The organism is Sedimenticola selenatireducens DSM 17993 (genome assembly GCF_000428045.1).
In the GTDB taxonomy this organism is placed as follows: Bacteria; Pseudomonadota; Gammaproteobacteria; order Chromatiales; family Chromatiaceae; genus Sedimenticola; species Sedimenticola selenatireducens.
This window is the reverse complement of record NZ_ATZE01000031.1, coordinates 1-18,266: the sequence shown is the minus strand read 5'-3', so window position 1 is coordinate 18,266 and position 18,266 is coordinate 1. Positions and strand designations below refer to the sequence as shown.

The following is an 18,266-nucleotide window of genomic DNA, read 5'->3' as shown; positions in this document are numbered from 1 at the left end:
TATCCACCCTACGAAACCCAGGCAGCCCCCTGTCGGGCAGATAGCTGATTATTTACAATATTGAGTTGAGTGGAGAGAATAAATGGCAAATTTCGCGGACCGTGACGGCTGGATCTGGCTGGATGGCGAGATGGTGCCCTGGCGCGAGGCCAAGGTGCATGTGTTAACCCACACCCTGCATTACGGACTGGGGGTGTTCGAGGGGGTCCGCGCCTACAAGACGGAGCAGGGGCCGGCGATTTTCAAGCTGGAAGAGCACACCCGACGGCTGTTTCAGTCGGCCCACATCATGGGCATGAAGATGCCCTACGACGAGGCCACCCTGAACCAGGCCCAGGTCGATGTGGTGCGGGAGAACGGGCTTGATTCCGCGTATTTGCGGCCGCTCTGTTTCTACGGTTCCGAGGGCATGGGTATCCGTGCCGACAGCCTCGGCGTGCATGTGATGATCGCCGCCTGGGAGTGGGGCGCCTACCTGGGTGAGGATAACCTGAAAAACGGCATCCGCATTCGCGTCTCCTCCTATACCCGCCATCAGGTCAACTCCATGATGTGCAAGGCGAAGGCGACCGGTAACTACATCAACTCCATGCTGGCGCTGCAGGAAGCGGTGAATGATGGCTACGATGAGGCGTTGATCCTGGACGCCAGCGGCTATGTGATGGAAGGCTCGGGTGAGAACTTCTTCCTGGTCAAGGATGGTGTCATCTACACCCCGGATCTTACCTCGGTGCTGAACGGCATTACCCGCAAGACCATCTTCACCTTCACCCAAGAGCTGGGAATCCCGATTGTTGAAAAGCGCATCACCCGGGATGAGGTGTACATTGCCGACGAGGCGTTCTTCACCGGCACCGCGGCCGAGGTGACCCCGATCCGCGAGGTGGACAACCGTACCATCGGCAACGGTGGCCGTGGACCGATTACCGAAAAGCTGCAGACTCTCTATTTCGATCATGTGCATGGTCGCCGGGCCGAGCATCCGGAGTGGCTGACCTACGTGTGAGCGCTCCTCAGAAACAGAAGACAGCTGTAGGTCGCGTTAGCCGAAGGCGTAACCCGACCGATAGAGCGGGTGCGTCGGATTACGCCGTGCTAATCCGGCCTACGATCTTGCGAACCGCATCCTACCAGTCCGGAGGCTGGTGACGGGCACGCCCGATTGCCCGAGGTCGGAGTCAATATTGCCAGGTTTTTTGGATTTCATCACGACGCAGCGGATTCAGATTTGACTCCCACTCTTCAGCAACAGAAAGCGCGCAGCGGCAAGCCGCTGGTCATCTGGCGGCTGACCGATGGCAAGCCCGGACATGAAAACCAGTCCCTCGGTCTGTGTCTGGCCCTGGCCCGACAACTGAAGGTTGATCGGCACGATATACCGGTAGGCGGCCGGCTGGGCCAGCTGACGCAGTGGCTGAGCGGCTGTTTTCCGCCAGGCCGCCAGTTGCCGTCACCCGACCTGATCCTGGGGGCGGGGCACCGGACCCACGTGGCGCTGCTGGCCGCACGGCGGGCTTTCGGTGGAAGAGCCGTGTTGATCATGAAACCCTCCCTGCCGCTTAGCCTGTTCGATCTCTGTGTGATCCCGGAGCATGACGGCGTGACTGGAGACAACGTATTCGTCACCAGAGGTGTGATGAACACTATCTCTCCCTGTAGGAGCGGCGCCCCGGCCGCGAAACAGCCGGCTGGAGAAGTTGCACCAGAGCGGGGTGACGCTTCGCAGGCACTGATCCTGCTGGGCGGAAACTCACCCCACTATATCTGGCGGGATGAGGCGGTACTGGAGCAGCTCGGGGCTATTGTACGGCAACAGCCCGAAGTGCGATTTGTCCTGAGTGACTCCCGCCGCACACCGGCAGGCTGTATGGATAAAATGGCCGCCCTCGAATTGGCCAATCTTACCTTGATCCCCTGGCAACAGACCGGCCCCGGGTGGGTGTCCGGGCAACTCGACTTGAGTCGCGCCGTCTGGGTCAGCGAGGATTCGGTCTCCATGGTCTATGAAGCCCTAACCTCGGGTGCGATGGTGGGGTTGATTACTCTGGAGCAGCAAAAAACCGGTCGTATCAGCCGCGGTGTGGAGCGGCTGATCGAGGGCGGCTGGGTGATGCCTTTCCGGCGCTGGCAGGAGACAGGCGCGTTAGCCGTGCCGCCGGGCCGCTTCAACGAGGCAGACCGCTGTGCCGATTGGATGGTGGAACAATGGCTGAGAAAAAACTGACCGTCCTGCAGATGCTGCCTGCGCTGGAAGGTGGCGGTGTGGAGCGGGGTACGCTTGAAGTGGCTGAGGCCCTGGCAGGCCGTGGCCATCGGTCACTGGTGATCTCCGCCGGCGGGCGCATGGTGCAGCAGTTGGAGGCGGAAGGGAGTGAGCATTTCTGCTGGCCGGTGGATCGCAAGACGCCCTGGACCCTGCGGCTGATCTGGCCATTGCGGCGTTTTCTGAAAGAGCAGGGCGTGGATATCCTGCACTTTCGCTCACGGGTTCCGGGCTGGGTTGCCTACCTGGCCTGGCGGGGTATGGACCGGCACTCGCGTCCCCGATTGATCTCAACTGTACATGGACTGCACTCGGTTTCCGCCTACAGCGCGGTCATGACCAAAGGCGAGCGGGTGATTGCGGTGTCAAAAACTGTCCAGCGATATATTCTGGAAAACTACCCGTCGACCCCGCCGGAGCGAATCAACCTGGTCTATCGTGGGGTGGACCCGGCGGCTTTTCCCTATGGATACAAGCCGGCAGACGAGTGGCTGACCAATTGGTATAAAGAATTCCCGCAGCTGCGGGGCAAGAAAGTCCTTACCCTGGCCGGCCGTATTACCCGACTGAAAGGCCACCATGATTTCATCGGTCTGATCCAAATGCTTATCGAAGACGGTATGCCTGTGCACGGATTGATTGTCGGGGGCGAAGACCCCAGAAGGTTGGCGTACGCCGAAGAGTTGCAGGAAAAGATATCCAGCCTGGGTTTGCAGGGTGACATCACTTTCACCGGCAATCGCTCGGATATACGTGATGTGTATGCGGTTTCCGACCTGGTGCTCTCATTATCAACCAAGCCGGAGTCGTTCGGCCGCTCCGTATTGGAGGCGTTGAGCATGGGTGTCCCGGTTGTCGGCTATGATCATGGTGGCGTTGGCGAGATACTGAAGGCCCTGTTTGTTGAAGGACTGACTCCGTTGTCTGATATTGACCAGCTAAAGAACAGGGTCAAAAAGTTGTTGAACTCAAGGTGTTGTGTGGAAAAGAACAAGGTGTTTTTACACGCTTCAATGATTGAAAAAACCTTGGCGATTTATGCGGAGTGCTCACGATGACCGCATTGTTTCTTGTGCTGGCAGGTGCCGCGCTGTTGCTCTTTTCTCATCGCTACGCCTGGTGGCGTCCCGCTGTCGATTATCATCGCCCGAGAATCCTGATGTATCACATGGTGTCCGATCACCGACCGGGCGCACGCTTCAACAAGTTGCGGGTGAAGCCTACGATGTTTGAGCAACAGGTGCGCTGGCTGAAAGAGCATGGCTGGCACTTTGCGACCATGGGCGAACTGATGCAGAACCGTGCGTTGCCGAAAAAAACTGTGGCGATTACGTTTGATGATGGCTATGAGGATAATTATCTGCAGGCATTTCCTGTTCTGAAAAAGTATGCTGCAAAGGCGACGCTGTACCTGGTAGTCGACCGCTTTGACCGTGACTGGTCCACCAACAAGAAATCCCATCATGACAGCGGCGAATTGATGCAGGAGCCGAAGCTCACCGATGTGCAGGTCAAGGAGATGCTTGCCTCAGGATTGGTTGAGCTGGGTGGTCATACCATGACCCATGCAAACCTGATTCGACTGGATCGCGAAGATAAGGTCAGAGAGATTGTGGCTGCCAGGACGGAACTGCAGGAGAGCTTTGCACAGGACATCAGCAGTTTCGCCTACCCGTTCGGTATTTATGACGCGGAGGATGTATCCATTTGCGCCGATGCCGGCTTTTTATCTGCCGTGACCACGGTGGAAGGTATAGACCGGGATCGGTTTTCCAATCCTTATCTGCTGAAGCGGGTAAAGATCAGCGGCAAGGACTCCATGTTTGCCTTCCGGTTGCGCATGAAAACCGGCCTGCGAGGCTGGAAGCGATGAGGGTCTGTGAAATCATGGCTGGCAATGAGGATGGCGGCCTTGAAAATCATTTTATCGATTTGGCCAATGCGCTTGTCCGAAACAATGAAGTGCATGTAATCGCGCATGCCCGCTATGCGGAGAGGTTTTCAAATGAAGTCAATTTCCATCCGTTGGACTTGAGCCGTAGTAGAAAAAACCCGCTTACGCTTTATCGCTTGCTGAATATGATCAAGGCTATCAGGCCTGACGTTGTGCATGCGCATGCGAACAAGGCGGCGGCAATGGTTACGAGTTTGCGACGCTGGATATCCGCTCCCTGCGTAGCGACCATCCATAGCCTGAAACGCAATACCGGCATGTTTGAGCATTTTGATCACCTGATTGCCGTCAGCAAAGGTGTCGCGCGGGGGATCAGAAACCAGTCGGTGACGGTTATCTACAATGGTCGCAACCGATGTTCCGAAATCATTCAACGGTCGACCGATGTTGCGATGGAGGCAAGGACCATAACCTGTATTGGTCGCCTGGTGCATGTCAAAGGGATTGATGTACTGTTAAAGGCGTTCAGTAAAATCGACAACCAGCGCGTCCAATTGCAAATCGTTGGGGAGGGTGATGCCCGGCATCACCTGGAGTCCCTGGCGGACGAGATGGGGTTGGGCGAACGTGTCTCGTTTTTGGGGAACAGGGAGGATATCGAATCCCTGTTGGCGGAAACCGACCTGGTGGTTATTGCGTCGCGACGCGAAGGCTTTCCCCTGGTCTTGGTTGAGGCGCTGCTGTGCCACAGGCCCGTAGTCTCTACACGAGTACCGGGGGCAGCAGAAATCCTGCCCCAAGAGGTGTTGGCGGATATCGAAAACCCGGATAGCCTGGCGGACCGATTGAGCTGGTCTCTGGCCGATGCGCAGCGACTTGAGAAAACCTTTGTTCCCGTGTTCAAGTTTGCTGAAGCAGCATTGACACATGACCATCAGGTGTCGGCAACCGAAGCGGTGTTGCAAGATGTAGCACGAAGAGGGAAGTTATGCGCAAGCTGACGGTGTGGTGCCTGAGCGATGGTGTTCCCGGACATTTTAATCAAACCAAGGGACTCATCAAGTCGCTTGAGCATGGCTTTAGAGTGGAGATGCTATGGATTGATAGCAGGCTCAAGGCCCCTCCTCTTAGAAGGTTGATGCGAAAACTGTTAAACAGTAATACACAGCGCTATGCCCATTGGATTGAAAAACTGTATTCTACAAAAATAGCCGTGGAAGGGGATATGCCTGATCTGATTGTTTCCACCGGTGGCAATACCGCCTATATCAATATCGCGCTGGCACATAAGTACAAATGCAAAAACTTCTTTATCGGGTCACTGCGTGGTCTGGATGCATCGCTGTTTACCAGAGTGTTTACTATTGAGCCGGTCGGCGCTGCCAACAATATAGTCATGCAGCTGGCGCCCACGCCGGTCGGCTGGTCTGAGTTGGAGGCCGCAGGCAAGCAGTTCAAAAATAACAGCAGCGATCATTTATGGACCATGCTGATAGGCGGGAGTACCCGGGAATACCGCTATGGGTCGCGTGACTGGTCTGATATCGCGGATTCCATGAATCAACTGGCAGCAAGGCATCATATAAAATGGCTGGTGACAACATCGCGCAGAACAGACGATGCGGCCGAGAAAATACTTCGCGAGCAATTGGATCCAGCTATTATTGCCGACGCAGTCTGGTATAAGACGGAACCGCGTAAAATAATGGCCGCTTACCTCGGTGCGGGTGAACAGATATTTTGTACCGAAGACAGTTTGTCCATGCTGACCGAGGCGGTCAGTGCCGGAAAACCAGTCACCTCAATACAGCCTAAAGATTTTAAACCGGAAATCAGATATGAAAATGCGCTGTGTAGGCTGGTTGCGAAAGGTTGGATCAGCAGGGTTCCGGCCAGCGACCTGCTATCCAGAGAATACGCTGAATCCACGAAACATACAGAAGATCCAAATATTCAGCTATGGCGGCAGATAAGTGAGTCACTGGATCTGTTATCCAAATCGTTGTCATAATCGTGGCGTTGCAGATGGGGTGATACAGGTGGCGACTAGGTATGGCTGTCTCCTGACAGATCTGGTGCCCAGGGCGGTGACCATACGATGTGACATTTATATATGACACGATCATTCGCAGTATGATTGATTAAAGGGTAGTCGGGGTATGAGAATCAGTATTTTAAACGATACCAGCAAGAATTCGAACTGGGGTTGTGCAGCCACAGTCCATGGCTTACGCCAGTCCTTGGCAGACGTGTTCAATCCTTCTGTCATGGACAGTATTGAATTACAGCCGCTCCCATATAAAAAAATAAAACTGCTGCGCAATCGCTCGGTAAGTGCGGTCGCCAGATGTCTGGCCGACCCGCAACACACAACAGGGCAATTGGCCGCCCAACTGGAAAAGCTCAATTTTAAAAATACGGACGGTCCGTTACCGGATTTATTGGTTTTAAATGGCGAGGGGGGCATTCATTCTAAATCAGGACATCTGATGCGATTCTTGGGTGTCGCAAAATTGTTTAAGGAACTCGGTGCCAGGGTGTCGGCTGTCAACCAGTCTGTTGACCTGGATGTCAATAGTAGAGAAGCCAAAATACTAGGTATTGTGTACCGCGCCCTGGATTTTGTAAGCGTGCGTGAACCAATATCCCTCAGATTGTTGCAACAGATTGGTGTTCACGATGCGGTGCTGGTGCCGGATGCCGCGTTTTCGGTGACGCTAGCGACTCAGGATGAAAAAAATGAGGTGGCATCCCGGCTGGAATTGCCCGAACGCTACGTATGCCTGACTGGTTCATCCGATATCACAAAAAGATCGGGCAACATATTTCTTAAATTATATGAGTGCCTCAAACAGGTATCCGGTCTGCCTGTTGTCATGATGGCCAGTACCAAGACGGACAAGGCACTTGCAAAGATTCTGCGGGCACATGATCCATCGGTAATGGTTATGACTGATGCCTATGATTATCGCAGTGCTCTGGCGGTTATCTCTGGAGCGGATCTATTGGTCGGTGGACGCTTCCACCCGAATATCTTTGCCGCCAGGGAGGGAACGCCGGTTGTGCCATTTAAAGGGAATACGCATAAAATGGAGGGCCTGATGGAGCTTCTGTCTTATCCAATTGATCCGATCGACTGGCATGATTTGGCGGATTGTGAGACACAGATAAAATATGCGCTGAATGATCATCAGGCATTGGGGCAATTATTGGCAGTGAATAGCGAGCAGCGTGCTGATGAGGTTATTCGGCTTGCGGTATAGTCGATAACGTAAAATATTTTTGCACATATGCACGTAGTCAAACACTATTCGTCATCTGACTCGATTGCCACAAGAACAAGGTCTGTACAAGCGGAAGTTTCAGGTGGCGTGATTCTCCTTTGAAGGTCCAGGCGTATACAAGATGCTGGTTAAAAATAAAAATGCATAGAATGTGTGGTGGCTATATAGATACCAATTAACCCACATCACTGTCAGCCAAAATATAGGGAAGGCCACGCGAAAAGCTCGCAATGCATCGGTAGAGTGCCAGCCCTGCCACAACATATAGCCAAACATTGCCATAAATAGGGTGCCGCCCAGCAGGCCAAATTGCACCAGCATCACCAAGTACATATTGTGGGGTTGCGTTATATGCGTCTGATAGGCGCTGCGTTCATTTGCACGCGCATAGGCATCCAAATAGCTACCCGTGCCATGCCCAAACAACGGAGCTTCCAGGAAAGCATTGAAATAATTTATGTTGAGTGCGATGCGAATGCCCACTGAGCTGTTTTGTCCACCCTCTTCAAAATGCATGACCTCCTCGATGGCGAGGTCGGCTCTTTCCTGAAATACGGGTATAAATTGATAGGCCGAATAGAATAAAAGCGCGCTCGCCAACACAAATGTGACTACCCCGTTTAGCCAGCGCCGGCCAAAATACATCATTAACAGTACAAACAGTAGGACGAAAAAACCCACTTGCCCCCCTCGGCCGCCCGTGATCGAAAGGTTAACCAGCACCGCAACCAAAAATCCAATCACAGCTAACAAACGCCAGCGATCTTTTGGTCTATCAAACAGTAAGAAATGGACGAGCAATGCTGCCGTCAGTGATGCGTAAATCGTATAGTAGGGGTAGGACATAAAAGGCGACGGAATAGCATCCGTGGCTTTGCCAAACGGTGCTATAACGCCTAGCCAAAGCAGATACGAGGTCAGCTCACTCAATACCATTCCCAATAAAAATGCCGCGAGCAAAAACGGTACATTTTCCCGTCGCATGTACATCATAAAAAACGGTATAAGCAAAAACTTCCATCCGCGTGAAAAGGTTTGCCCCGCCATGTCGGTATCGCTTGTCCATAAAAAACCCACTATATGTAAAGCAACCAGGGCCAAGGCTATATAACTCAGCGGTTGCCCCGCCACCAAGGCGAGGCGTGCTTTATAACGCCGCTCCAGCAAAAACAGCAACAGAATAAAACCTAGCGAGATACTGACCAGGGCTGGTGAAAATGAAAGGCTAAAGCCCAGAATCCCCAAAAACCACAGTGCCGTTTTATCAAAATCAAATGTTGTTAAAAAGTCATGGAGGCGGAACGTCATTTCTACACCTTTTTGCGCGGCCTTATCGGGATAAGAATTTCTAAAAAAGAGGGAACTTTACATGCAGGTTGCCCGCATGCCAAGCGAGTCGTTGTGAGAAATATCGATTGCGGTATTGCACTTTTCCTGTTGATGAAAATGGTGTCACGGTTGCATCTCATTTGAAGCATTCTACTGTCCCGCGCTGTCTTTGCGACTTTTCTGCCGGTCGCTATGATGATTTCTAAAATTGTGGATCTGCAGTGGCGGATGATGACTGGTTTGTTGTCGGTCCACTATTAATTGCGAGTAAGTAATTGAACACTCACTGCTTCCTTCCCCTGCTTCATGATATTTTCAGTAAACTGCAGGTTCCCCGGCTGGTCGCGTCTTAAATCGTCGGTGAATCCAGAAATATTGTTCTGGTGCTTCCAGGATCGCCTGCTCCAGCAGGGTATTGAGGTGCCGGGTATCCTGTTCGTCATTACCGGCACCAAATCCTTCGAGTGGGGGGTGCACGGTAATAACATAGGTGCCATCAGCCTGACGCCTGGGGAAATAGGCGATTACCGTCGCCTTGCCCATGGCGGCAAAGCGCGAGGTGGCGGTTATAGTGGCGGCAGGGATACCGAAGAATGGGATAAACAGGGCATGATCCAGGCCGTAGTTCTGGTCATAGGCGTAGAAAATCGCCTGTCCACGACGCAGGCAGCGAGTCATGGTTCGGGTGTTGTCCCGTGTAAGCAGGGGGCCTAGTCGACGTTGGCGGGCTCGCAGCAGCAGCAGGTCCGACAGCGGGTTTTTCATGGGACGGTACAGTGCGCCGGTTGGGTTGTGCAGGCCCAGCATGTGTCCGGTCAATTCCATCATGCTGAAGTGTCCGGTGACCATCAGTAGCCCTTTGCCGCTTTCACGGGCTTGTTTAATGTGTTCAAGGCCGGCAATCCTGACCCGGCTTTTCAGTTCATCATCACTACCCCACCAAGATAGGGAGGTTTCGAAAATCCCCATACCGATCGCTTCAAAATGTTTTTTCAGCAGCTGTTGTTGTTGCTCGGCAGATAGATCAGGAAAGCAGAGTCTGATATTGGTGCGGGCAATATGTGCGCGTCGTGGTAACAGGTATCGCGCGAGTCGGCCTAGTTGTCGGCCGATACTCAATTGGATGTTGAAGGGCAGTAGACTGAGCAGTCTGAGGACTCCCAGTCCGATCCAGGTGGGCCAGAAACGGGGGTGAATAAAACGTTGCCAGGGGAATCTGTCTTGCTGTGCAGTTTCGGTTGTCATGCGGTGTTTATCCAGCAGAAAACTGGAGTTGATGGAGTTTTTTGTAAAGACCGCCTTGAGCGAGCAGTTCACTGTGGGAGCCGGATTCAACAATATGCCCATCTTTCAGTACCACGATACGATCGGCGTTTTCGATGGTGGAGAGTCGGTGCGCGATGGTGATGGTTGTCCGGCCCGATCTGAGTCGATCCATCGCCTCCTGGATCAGTTGTTCGGATTCCGTATCGAGGGCGGAGGTGGCCTCATCGAGGATCAGGATGGGGGCGTCCTTTAGCAGGGCGCGGGCAATGGCCAGGCGCTGGCGCTGGCCGCCGGAGAGTCTGACCCCGTTATCCCCGATGGTGGTGTCGAGTCCTTCCGGCATCCGCTCAATGAACTCCAGGGCATTGGCGGCACGGGCCGCTTCCCGGATCTGCTCATCCGTGGCTTGGCTGTTGATGCCGTAGGCGATATTGGCGCGAATGCTGTCGTTGAACAGGAAGACATCCTGGGACACCAGGGAGACGTTGGCACGCAGCACCGATAGAGGCAGGTCACAGATATCGGTCTGGTCAATCAGGATCTGGCCGCGGCTGGGCCGGTAAAACAGGGGTATCAGGCTGGCCAGGGTGGTTTTGCCGCTGCCGGAGGGGCCGACCAGCGCAATGTTTTCACCCGGTGCGACCTTAAGCTGGATATCGCCCAGGGTGGGAGTTGCCTTATCCTCGCTTTGCTCCCTGTGCTCCCTGTGCTCCCTGTGCTCCCCATAGTGGAACTCCAGGTCACGCCACTCCAATAATCCATTAGGTGACGGCAGATCGATCTTGCCCTGGTCCGGCTCCGGCTGCTCATCAAGCAGTTCAAATACACTTTCAGCTGCGGCAAGTCCCCGTTGCAGTTCATTATTAATGCTGGTGAGCTTTTTCAGCGGCGACAGGATCATGGCCATGGCGCCAAAGAAGGCGACGAACTCGCCGACGGTAAAGCTGCCGGTCGCCGACTGTTGGGCTGACAAGTAGGCCAACAACGCCAGACCACAGACTGCCAGCAGCTGATTTACCTGAACACTGCTGTTGTGAGCAAGCGCCGCCTTCATTTTGAATTGGCGTACCTTGTTGGCCGACTCGAAGAAGCGGCTTGTCTCATGTGCATGGCCGCCGAACAACTTGATTACCTTGTTGCCGGCGATCACCTCCTCCAGCACATGGGTCATCTCCCCCATGCGTTTCTGCAGCGAGCGGTTGATTATGCGTAAGCGCTTACTGACTACACGGACGAAGAATGCCACGGCGGGGATTAACGCGAAGGCGATCAGCGTCAGTCTCCAGTTGAGGTAGAGCATCAGGCCCAGCAAGCCGAGTATGGCCACCGAGTCCCGGACCAGGGTGACGATCACGGAAGAGGCCGAGCTGGTGAGCTGTTCCACATCGTAGGTCACCTTGGATAGCACCACGCCGGCCGAATGATTGTCATAAAAGCGGGTGGGCAGGACCAATAGCTTTTGCAGCATTAACTCCCGCAGATTGAGCACCACCCGGGTGGCCACAGACTCCATGGCAACCGAGCTGACAATAGTCGCCAGGCCCTGGATCAGGGCCAGACCGATCAACATCAGGGGTACCAGGATGATCATTTGTGGATCTTTTTCGACAAAACTGCCGTCCAGCAAGGGCTTCATCAGATAGGGCATGGCGGGCTGGGTGGCCGCCAGTACGATGGTTCCCAGGATGGAAACCAGGAATATCCGCCAATGCGGGCGGACATGTTGCAGGAGCCTTTTGTACTGGGCGAGGGATGTCATAGGGCGGTGGGACTGCTCCAGGCGATTTATTAACTAACTGTTTGGAAAGGGGTATTGTCTGCCTTTCGTGGCATGATAACCGATAATCGATCTGTGGTGCAGAGGGGATCGATCAACACTGACGTAGTGCCGGCAGAAAAGCCAGGATGAGGAGGGTGCAGGATTATCTCTTCCCTGCGCTGGCTGAGGATAAGTTTGCGTTTTTACGGGTACTAACGCTATATTTAGCAGCGATTTGTAAGGTGCAGGCCTTAACCAATTCCCACTGTTCGAGATTGCCTGGTGGTTTACTCCATCGGCATGATTTGTCCCTAAGGGATCTATTTTTCAGCCGTACTGTCTTGGTTCTGTTATGCCTGGATGGGTTAAGGGTTGTGGCGGATTCAATACATTGGCGGCTGTGCCTGTTGTGTGTTAGGTCCATGGATTAAGCGTAGAGTGAAGCCGACCACTCAATTTTAGTCGCATGATGTCAATCTACAGAGTCATAGTTTGGACAATCGGGAAGGTGTCGTGAGCATACTTGTCACTGGCGGTTGCGGTTTTATCGGCACCAACTTCATATTCGATTGGCTGGCACAGAGTGATGAGAAGGTGATCAATCTTGATCTGCTCACCTATGCAGGCAATCGTCTAAATCTGTCCACCCTTGAGAGCGATCCACGCTATCAATTTATAGAGGGTGATATTGGTGATTATGCCTCGCTCCTCGCGCGGTTGCAGGAGTACCGGCCGCGTGCTGTCATCAACTTTGCGGCGGAATCTCACGTTGACCGCTCTATTCATGGCCCGGAAGACTTTATCCAGACCAACATAGTCGGCACGTTCCGTTTGCTCGAGGCGGTGCGCGCTTACTGGCGGCAGCTGGAGGGTGATGCCAAGGCCGCTTTTCGCTGTCTCCATGTCTCCACCGATGAGGTGTATGGCTCCCTGGAAGCAGGTGAGCCGGCCTTTTCCGAGACCAATCGCTACCAGCCGAACAGCCCTTACAGTGCCAGCAAGGCATCATCTGATCACTTGGTACGGTCCTATTATCACACCTACGGGCTACCGGTACTGACGACTAATTGTTCAAATAACTACGGCCCTTATCAATTTCCGGAGAAACTTATCCCGCTGATGATCCACAATGCCCTGGCAGGTGAGTCGCTACCTATATACGGGGATGGCCAACAGATACGGGACTGGCTCTATGTGAGTGATCACTGTAGCGCCATTCGTTCGGTCCTGTGCGCTGGCAAGGTGGGTGAAGTGTACAATATTGGCGGCCTCAATGAGATCACCAATATCGATATTGTGTACACAGTTTGTGATCTACTGGAAGAGCTGGTGCCGGAAAATATGAATTCGCTAGCCTCCGCTATTAACTCTCGGCGTAGCCCGCAGGCGCGGGGTTTCAGGGGGCTGGTGACCTATGTTGCCGACCGTCCCGGTCATGACCGGCGCTACGCAATTGACGCCAGTAAGATTGGGCGGGAACTGGACTGGAGGCCCGAGGAGACATTCGAATCAGGAATCCGCAAAACGGTGGAGTGGTATCTGCAAAACCAGTCATGGGTTGAGGCAATTACAAGTGGCGAATATCGCAACTGGATCGATACACACTACCGATGATCATTCTGCTGTTTGGCGCGCACGGGCAGGTGGGGAGTGAGCTACAGCGTTCACTGGCACTATTGGGCCGGATCAAGGCTTGCAATCAAAAGGAGGTACCGTTTCAGGATGTGGACGGTCTGCGTGCGCTGATACGTGAGGTTGGGCCGGGGTTGATAGTCAATGCAGCCGCCTACACGGCGGTAGACAGGGCCGAGGCGGAGCCGGAGCTTGCGTACCGGGTTAATACACAGGCAGTGGCCGTGCTGGCGGACGAGGCGAGGCGCCTGGATGTGGGGCTGGTGCACTACTCGACCGACTATGTATTTGACGGCGCCAGCACATTGCCCTACCTGGAAAATGCTCCGAAAAGGCCGCTCAATATCTATGGAAAAAGTAAGCTGGAAGGCGAGAAAGCAATAATTGAGTCTGGCTGCAAACACCTGCTATTCCGTACCAGTTGGATCTACTCCGAGCATGGAACCAATTTCGCCAAAACCATGATTCGCCTGGCTCGGGAAAGGGAGGAGCTGGCAGTGGTGGATGACCAGGTTGGTGCGCCCACCAGTTCCGGGCTGATTGCGGATGTTACCGCGTCGGTACTGAAGCGTATTGATAACGGCGGGACGACATTGCCGGGAGTGGAAGAGAGTAAGGCCGGTTTTTTTTCATGGGACGAAATTACCGGCACCTATCATCTCGCGGCAAAAGGCAGAACCAGCTGGCACGGCTTTGCGGTTTACCTGCTGGCAGAACTGAAACGACAGGGTGTCTCGTTGCGTGTTGATCCGGAGAGCGTGAAGCCGATCAGCACTGAAGAGTATCCGGTGTTGGCGAAACGACCGGCAAGTTCGTGTCTCAACACGGATAAACTGGTCGGGAGATTCGGTATTGAATTGCCAGACTGGCAGACAGGTATTCAGCGATTGGTTGAACGGCTCATTGAGCGGAAGATGGTATGAAACGAAAAGGCATAATCTTGGCGGGCGGTGCAGGTACCCGTCTCTACCCTGCAACGCAGGTGATCTCGAAGCAGCTGCTGCCGGTGTTTGATAAGCCGATGGTCTATTATCCGCTCTCCACCTTGATGTTGTCGGGAATACGGGAGATTCTCCTGATATCCACTCCCAACGACACTCCGCGCTTCAGGGAGTTGCTGGGTGACGGGTCACAATGGGGGTTGGAGATACAGTATGCAGTGCAGCCCTCCCCCGACGGGCTGGCGCAGGCCCTTATTATCGGCGAGCCGTTTATCGGTGACGTCCCGTCTGCGCTGATCCTCGGGGACAATATTTTTCATGGACATTCGCTACATGAGCGACTCAATTCAGTGAGCGCCCGGGAACAAGGTGCCACTATTTTCGCCTATCATGTTCAGGATCCGGAGCGTTATGGTGTTGCCGAGTTTGATCAATCCGGAAAGGTGATCGGTCTCGAAGAGAAACCGGCCAGGCCGCGCACAAACTATGCGGTCACTGGTCTCTATTTCTACGACAATCTGGCTGTCGATTATGCCAAGCGGATCGCTCCCTCCGCACGCGGAGAGCTGGAGATTACTGACCTGAATCGGTTATACCTTGAGCAGGGTGCTTTATCGGTGGAACTGATGGGCCGGGGGTATGCATGGCTGGATACAGGTACGCACAAGAGTTTGCTTGAGGCCAATCAATTTGTTCAGACCATCCAGCAGCGGCAGGGTTTGAAGATCGCCTGTCTGGAGGAGATCGCCTACCGACAGAAATGGATTGATGCAGAGCAGATCCAACGGTTGGCGGAACCCATGCTAAAGAATGATTATGGCCAGTACCTGATACAGTTACTGAAAGAGCCGTTACTATAAATCTTTGCTTCACCGTTTTATCACATAACGGATACAACATGTACGGCACCACTCACCATGAAAATCATTGACACTGACATCCCTGATATAAAGCTGCTTGAACCCAGGGTATTTGAAGATGAACGGGGGTTCTTCTTTGAAAGCTATAACCGGCGGAGCTTTGAGGCCTTGATCGGTGGAGCGGTCAACTTCTTGCAGGACAATCACTCGAAATCCTCCCGGGGTGTAGTGCGTGGGCTTCACTATCAACTGCCGCCCAGAGGGCAGGGGAAGCTGGTACGGGTGGTGAATGGCAGTGTGTTTGATGTGGCCGTGGATATCCGCTGTAACTCTCCCACCTTCGGGTGCTGGGTCGGGGAGATCCTGTCGGCAGAAAACAGGCGGCAGATGTGGATTCCCGAAGGCTTTGCGCATGGTTTTGTTGCCCTCTCTGAATGTGCAGAGTTTCTTTACAAGACAACCGATTATTACGCTCCGGAGTTCGAGCGCTGCATTCTGTGGGCGGACCCCGATATCGCTATTGACTGGCCAACCGGGCACGAAACCATTGCCTCTGCAAAAGATCGAAACGGAGCCTTGCTGCGGCAGGCCGAGTGCTTTGCCTGAAAGGACATTATTCAGTATTACAAGGTAATTAACACCACAAACCCCGCCGGTGACGGCGGGGTTTGTGGTTGAGCCCTTTCAGGTTCTATCTGGAAGGGCTGATCCGATATTGCATGCGTTGTTACATATCAAGAGAGATGTCCAGGAACCCATCGAAAGTGGCAGATATACTGTCGCCCGCCTCCTGACTGTAGAGATCCAGCCTGTATGGTTGAGGGGCGTCATGGGGAGTCAACTGTCCAAGCAGATCCACCTCCAGAATAATGGCCCGGTTGCCACTGTAAAAGACGGCAACCTGATCTTCAATGCCCATGGCGAGTCCGATGCTTTCACCAAGACTCCAGTTTTCACCATTGGTGTCACCGAAATACCCCCTTGAGACCTCGTCTACGAAAGTCTGAGTGTCTGTGTCAAATATCCGAATGCTGTAATAGACAGCCTTGGGTGTGCCTTCCCAGCTTCCTATGCGTACCTCGGCATAAACAGGGCTGCCATTAATGGTCCCGATATTTCGGCTGATTCGAGCCATGCAGAATGCAGTACAGTTTGCAGAATTGACACTAACATTAGCGGCAAACGCCTCTGCCATGCTGTCGGTAGTCACCCTCTGCAAATTGTCAGCGCCTGACGCTGAAAGTGAAATCGTGTTGTTAATTGGCATGGTGTCCCAGCCGGAAAAATCCACGATGGGTGAAACGGCGATGTCCAGGGCAAAAGATGGGCCTGAGAGGGCCAGTAATGTTGAGGTGATGACACTCTTGGTCAATGTTTTGATGTTCATTAAAATTCCCTCTTTAATCTATTGTTTATTAAACACTTTATGCCATTCAAGATATCCCTGCGTCCTTGATGGTATATATCAGAATAGCACACGGGTGCATTTCGACTGCCCGGGTGTGGTATGTGTTCCAGTGTTTCATGCGCGCATGGCGCGTCTTAGCGTGGTGGTTGGTGACGCAGGCGCATACAGGGCCGCTCAATGAGGGCATAGGAGAGAGCGGCAGCCAGGAGAGTCAGGCCGAGAGCAGCCGTCAGCAGGTAGGGCAGGCGGTAGCCGTCGACGGCGAACTGCAGGGCTACCGCTGCGACGGCGAACAGTGGTGTCCAGGTGTAAAACAGCAGGCTGTGGGTCCAGTAATCGAGATAGTGGTAGTGGCCCCAGTAGAGCAATCCCACCATGAGCCCCAGTGCGCCCAATCCCAAAGCGCCAAGTTGTCTTGTCGTCAGTCTGTGCAATCCCAGGTGGATGCGGTGCACATACAGCGCCGCTCCAAGCATGCCCAGCCCGAAGGAGTCCAGCGAGCCGGGAAGCTGGTACGACATCAGGACCCGTGCAGGTACCAAGGAATCCGCTAGTAGCGTGACACTCACGGCGCGCCACAGGCACGTGGTTGCCAGGGTCAGGATCAACAGCCACCACCAACGCCTCGGCCGCAGCAGCAACGCCAGGAAAGGGAGCGCCAGATAGAAGCTGAACTCAATAGGTAGTGTCCACCAGACGGCATTGATAGGCGTGGTGCCCAGGGGGGGCGGATTGAACAGCATCAATAAATGGCGCCAGAGCGTAGCACCATCCTGCGGCGGGATCTGGCCATGCGGCAGCCAGGTGATGAGTATCAAAAGTGCCAGCTGGGCATAATAGGCAGGAAACACGCGCATGACCCGTCGCCACAAGTATGGCCGCAGTTGTGGGCGGTCGCGTCGTCCCGCCTGCCACTGAGCGAAAGGGAGGCCGAGCAGGAATCCGGACAGCACAAAAAATGGGGACACCGCTCGAACCGCCGGAAAAAAAGGTGTGAGGTCGACCTGCCAGTCCCAGATGTCGACGATAACCGGACGTGGTTTTGCCAATACCCAGGCGTGATATAGCAGTACCCACAGCGCAGCCACGGATGCCGGTAAGAACGGGATAGTGCTGCTGCTCTTCGCGAAAAATGAAGAGCAGGTTGTAGCCATGCGAGGCCTGTTGAGATGCTGCGCGTCCGTCTGCAGTCCGGTTGTTGTTGATGGTATGCACAGTGGATGCCTGGAATAGGTTCCTTAATTCAGTTTTTCTTCTGCCGTCCCGGCTAGCGCGTAAATTGTATCAGGGCTGCGCAAGTTAGGTGGGCATAAATCGCGTACCCACTCTACCTGACTTTCCCTGTTTCGGCATAACTGACGCCATCGTGGGGTGATGAGATGGTCTCCTCCCCACTCCAATCGGCGTCGCAATGCGCCAAGATAAAAGCATCCCTTTTATCTAAATGAGTTGAGGAGGAGACCATGAATAAGCTTACGACCATCGGGATCGATCTAGCAAAGAATTTGTTTGCGCTGGTGGCCTTCAAGCCCAGTGGCCAGGAGCTGTGGCACCGGAATCTGCGGCGTCGGCAGTTGCTGAGATTTCTGGCCAAACAACCACCCTGTCACGTTGCCATGGAAGCTTGTGC

General features: G+C 53.9%; 16 protein-coding genes. 11 read left to right on the top strand and 5 right to left on the bottom strand.

Features of this window, described 5'->3' with window-relative positions:
• The first annotated feature begins 82 nt into the window (after nt 1-82).
• The 7 genes from A3GO_RS0117805 to A3GO_RS0117775 all read left to right on the top strand — a co-directional run bounded on the left by A3GO_RS0117805 (nt 83) and on the right by A3GO_RS0117775 (nt 7,420).
• Entirely contained in the window at nt 83-1,006 is a 924-nt protein-coding gene (locus tag A3GO_RS0117805; protein WP_029134555.1) for a branched-chain amino acid transaminase, read from the top strand.
• A 222-nt stretch (nt 1,007-1,228) separates the two neighbouring features.
• Nucleotides 1,229-2,224: a mitochondrial fission ELM1 family protein gene (locus tag A3GO_RS0117800; protein WP_051302593.1), complete on the top strand. Its 996-nt coding sequence runs from the start codon at nt 1,229-1,231 to the stop codon at nt 2,222-2,224.
• Entirely contained in the window at nt 2,206-3,321 is a 1,116-nt protein-coding gene (locus A3GO_RS0117795; protein ID WP_029134553.1) for a glycosyltransferase family 4 protein, read from the top strand. Before A3GO_RS0117800 ends, A3GO_RS0117795 begins: the two co-directional genes overlap by 19 nt.
• The gene (locus A3GO_RS0117790; protein ID WP_037375897.1) at nt 3,318-4,136 is read left to right on the top strand and encodes a polysaccharide deacetylase family protein; all 819 of its coding nucleotides are present in this window, start codon (nt 3,318-3,320) and stop codon (nt 4,134-4,136) included. The genes A3GO_RS0117795 and A3GO_RS0117790 overlap by 4 nt, the downstream gene beginning before the upstream one ends.
• Before the next feature lie 14 nt (nt 4,137-4,150).
• Nucleotides 4,151-5,158, top strand: a complete 1,008-nt coding sequence (locus A3GO_RS0117785; protein ID WP_169720424.1) for a glycosyltransferase — start codon at nt 4,151-4,153, stop codon at nt 5,156-5,158.
• The gene (locus tag A3GO_RS0117780; RefSeq protein WP_084610223.1) at nt 5,146-6,168 is read left to right on the top strand and encodes a mitochondrial fission ELM1 family protein; all 1,023 of its coding nucleotides are present in this window, start codon (nt 5,146-5,148) and stop codon (nt 6,166-6,168) included. The genes A3GO_RS0117785 and A3GO_RS0117780 overlap by 13 nt, the downstream gene beginning before the upstream one ends.
• Before the next feature lie 148 nt (nt 6,169-6,316).
• Complete coding sequence (locus tag A3GO_RS0117775; RefSeq protein ID WP_084610221.1) at nt 6,317-7,420, top strand: polysaccharide pyruvyl transferase family protein; 1,104 nt, start codon at nt 6,317-6,319, stop codon at nt 7,418-7,420.
• Nucleotides 7,421-7,519: 99 nt separating this feature from the next.
• On the opposite strand, the gene A3GO_RS0117770 is transcribed toward A3GO_RS0117775, so the two are convergent.
• The 3 genes from A3GO_RS0117770 to msbA all read right to left on the bottom strand — a co-directional run bounded on the left by A3GO_RS0117770 (nt 7,520) and on the right by msbA (nt 11,795).
• Complete coding sequence (locus A3GO_RS0117770; RefSeq protein WP_029134548.1) at nt 7,520-8,749, bottom strand: O-antigen ligase family protein; 1,230 nt, start codon at nt 8,747-8,749, stop codon at nt 7,520-7,522.
• 336 nt (nt 8,750-9,085) lie between these two features.
• Nucleotides 9,086-10,015: an LpxL/LpxP family Kdo(2)-lipid IV(A) lauroyl/palmitoleoyl acyltransferase gene (lpxL, locus tag A3GO_RS0117765; RefSeq protein WP_037375895.1), complete on the bottom strand. Its 930-nt coding sequence runs from the start codon at nt 10,013-10,015 to the stop codon at nt 9,086-9,088.
• A gap of 7 nt (nt 10,016-10,022) precedes the next feature.
• Nucleotides 10,023-11,795 carry a lipid A export permease/ATP-binding protein MsbA gene (msbA, locus tag A3GO_RS0117760; protein ID WP_029134546.1) on the bottom strand — a complete coding sequence of 591 codons (1,773 nt, stop codon included), beginning with the start codon at nt 11,793-11,795 and terminating at the stop codon, nt 10,023-10,025.
• Between the two features lie 513 nt (nt 11,796-12,308).
• Here msbA and rfbB point away from each other — a divergent pair.
• Genes rfbB through rfbC form a run of 4 tightly spaced genes read left to right on the top strand, consistent with a single transcriptional unit; the run spans nt 12,309 to nt 15,834 of the window.
• Nucleotides 12,309-13,409 carry a dTDP-glucose 4,6-dehydratase gene (gene rfbB, locus A3GO_RS0117755; RefSeq protein ID WP_029134545.1) on the top strand — a complete coding sequence of 367 codons (1,101 nt, stop codon included), beginning with the start codon at nt 12,309-12,311 and terminating at the stop codon, nt 13,407-13,409.
• Nucleotides 13,406-14,350 carry a dTDP-4-dehydrorhamnose reductase gene (gene rfbD / locus A3GO_RS0117750; protein WP_029134544.1) on the top strand — a complete coding sequence of 315 codons (945 nt, stop codon included), beginning with the start codon at nt 13,406-13,408 and terminating at the stop codon, nt 14,348-14,350. The genes rfbB and rfbD overlap by 4 nt, the downstream gene beginning before the upstream one ends.
• Nucleotides 14,347-15,228, top strand: a complete 882-nt coding sequence (gene rfbA, locus A3GO_RS0117745) for a glucose-1-phosphate thymidylyltransferase RfbA (protein WP_029134543.1) — start codon at nt 14,347-14,349, stop codon at nt 15,226-15,228. Before rfbD ends, rfbA begins: the two co-directional genes overlap by 4 nt.
• 57 nt (nt 15,229-15,285) lie before the next feature.
• Nucleotides 15,286-15,834 carry a dTDP-4-dehydrorhamnose 3,5-epimerase gene (gene rfbC / locus A3GO_RS0117740; protein ID WP_029134542.1) on the top strand — a complete coding sequence of 183 codons (549 nt, stop codon included), beginning with the start codon at nt 15,286-15,288 and terminating at the stop codon, nt 15,832-15,834.
• A gap of 121 nt (nt 15,835-15,955) precedes the next feature.
• Here the strand turns inward: rfbC and A3GO_RS0117735 are convergent, their stop codons facing one another.
• Both A3GO_RS0117735 and A3GO_RS0117730 read right to left on the bottom strand, forming a co-directional pair.
• Nucleotides 15,956-16,615: a hypothetical protein gene (locus A3GO_RS0117735; RefSeq protein ID WP_029134541.1), complete on the bottom strand. Its 660-nt coding sequence runs from the start codon at nt 16,613-16,615 to the stop codon at nt 15,956-15,958.
• Between the two features lie 155 nt (nt 16,616-16,770).
• Complete coding sequence (locus A3GO_RS0117730) at nt 16,771-17,790, bottom strand: acyltransferase family protein (protein ID WP_084610217.1); 1,020 nt, start codon at nt 17,788-17,790, stop codon at nt 16,771-16,773.
• Nucleotides 17,791-18,266: the final 476 nt, after the last annotated feature.

Coding starts and splice junctions, on each gene's coding strand:
- A3GO_RS0117785 (WP_169720424.1), top strand. CDS start 4,151: ATGGCTGGCAATGAGGATGGCGGCCTTGAAAATCATTTTATCGATTTG.
- A3GO_RS0117730 (WP_084610217.1), bottom strand. CDS start 17,790: ATGGCTACAACCTGCTCTTCATTTTTCGCGAAGAGCAGCAGCACTATC.
- A3GO_RS0117790 (WP_037375897.1), top strand. CDS start 3,318: ATGACCGCATTGTTTCTTGTGCTGGCAGGTGCCGCGCTGTTGCTCTTT.
- rfbA (WP_029134543.1), top strand. CDS start 14,347: ATGAAACGAAAAGGCATAATCTTGGCGGGCGGTGCAGGTACCCGTCTC.
- A3GO_RS0117795 (WP_029134553.1), top strand. CDS start 2,206: ATGGCTGAGAAAAAACTGACCGTCCTGCAGATGCTGCCTGCGCTGGAA.
- A3GO_RS0117735 (WP_029134541.1), bottom strand. CDS start 16,615: ATGAACATCAAAACATTGACCAAGAGTGTCATCACCTCAACATTACTG.
- msbA (WP_029134546.1), bottom strand. CDS start 11,795: ATGACATCCCTCGCCCAGTACAAAAGGCTCCTGCAACATGTCCGCCCG.
- A3GO_RS0117805 (WP_029134555.1), top strand. CDS start 83: ATGGCAAATTTCGCGGACCGTGACGGCTGGATCTGGCTGGATGGCGAG.
- rfbD (WP_029134544.1), top strand. CDS start 13,406: ATGATCATTCTGCTGTTTGGCGCGCACGGGCAGGTGGGGAGTGAGCTA.
- A3GO_RS0117775 (WP_084610221.1), top strand. CDS start 6,317: ATGAGAATCAGTATTTTAAACGATACCAGCAAGAATTCGAACTGGGGT.
- lpxL (WP_037375895.1), bottom strand. CDS start 10,015: ATGACAACCGAAACTGCACAGCAAGACAGATTCCCCTGGCAACGTTTT.
- A3GO_RS0117770 (WP_029134548.1), bottom strand. CDS start 8,749: ATGACGTTCCGCCTCCATGACTTTTTAACAACATTTGATTTTGATAAA.
- rfbC (WP_029134542.1), top strand. CDS start 15,286: ATGAAAATCATTGACACTGACATCCCTGATATAAAGCTGCTTGAACCC.
- A3GO_RS0117780 (WP_084610223.1), top strand. CDS start 5,146: ATGCGCAAGCTGACGGTGTGGTGCCTGAGCGATGGTGTTCCCGGACAT.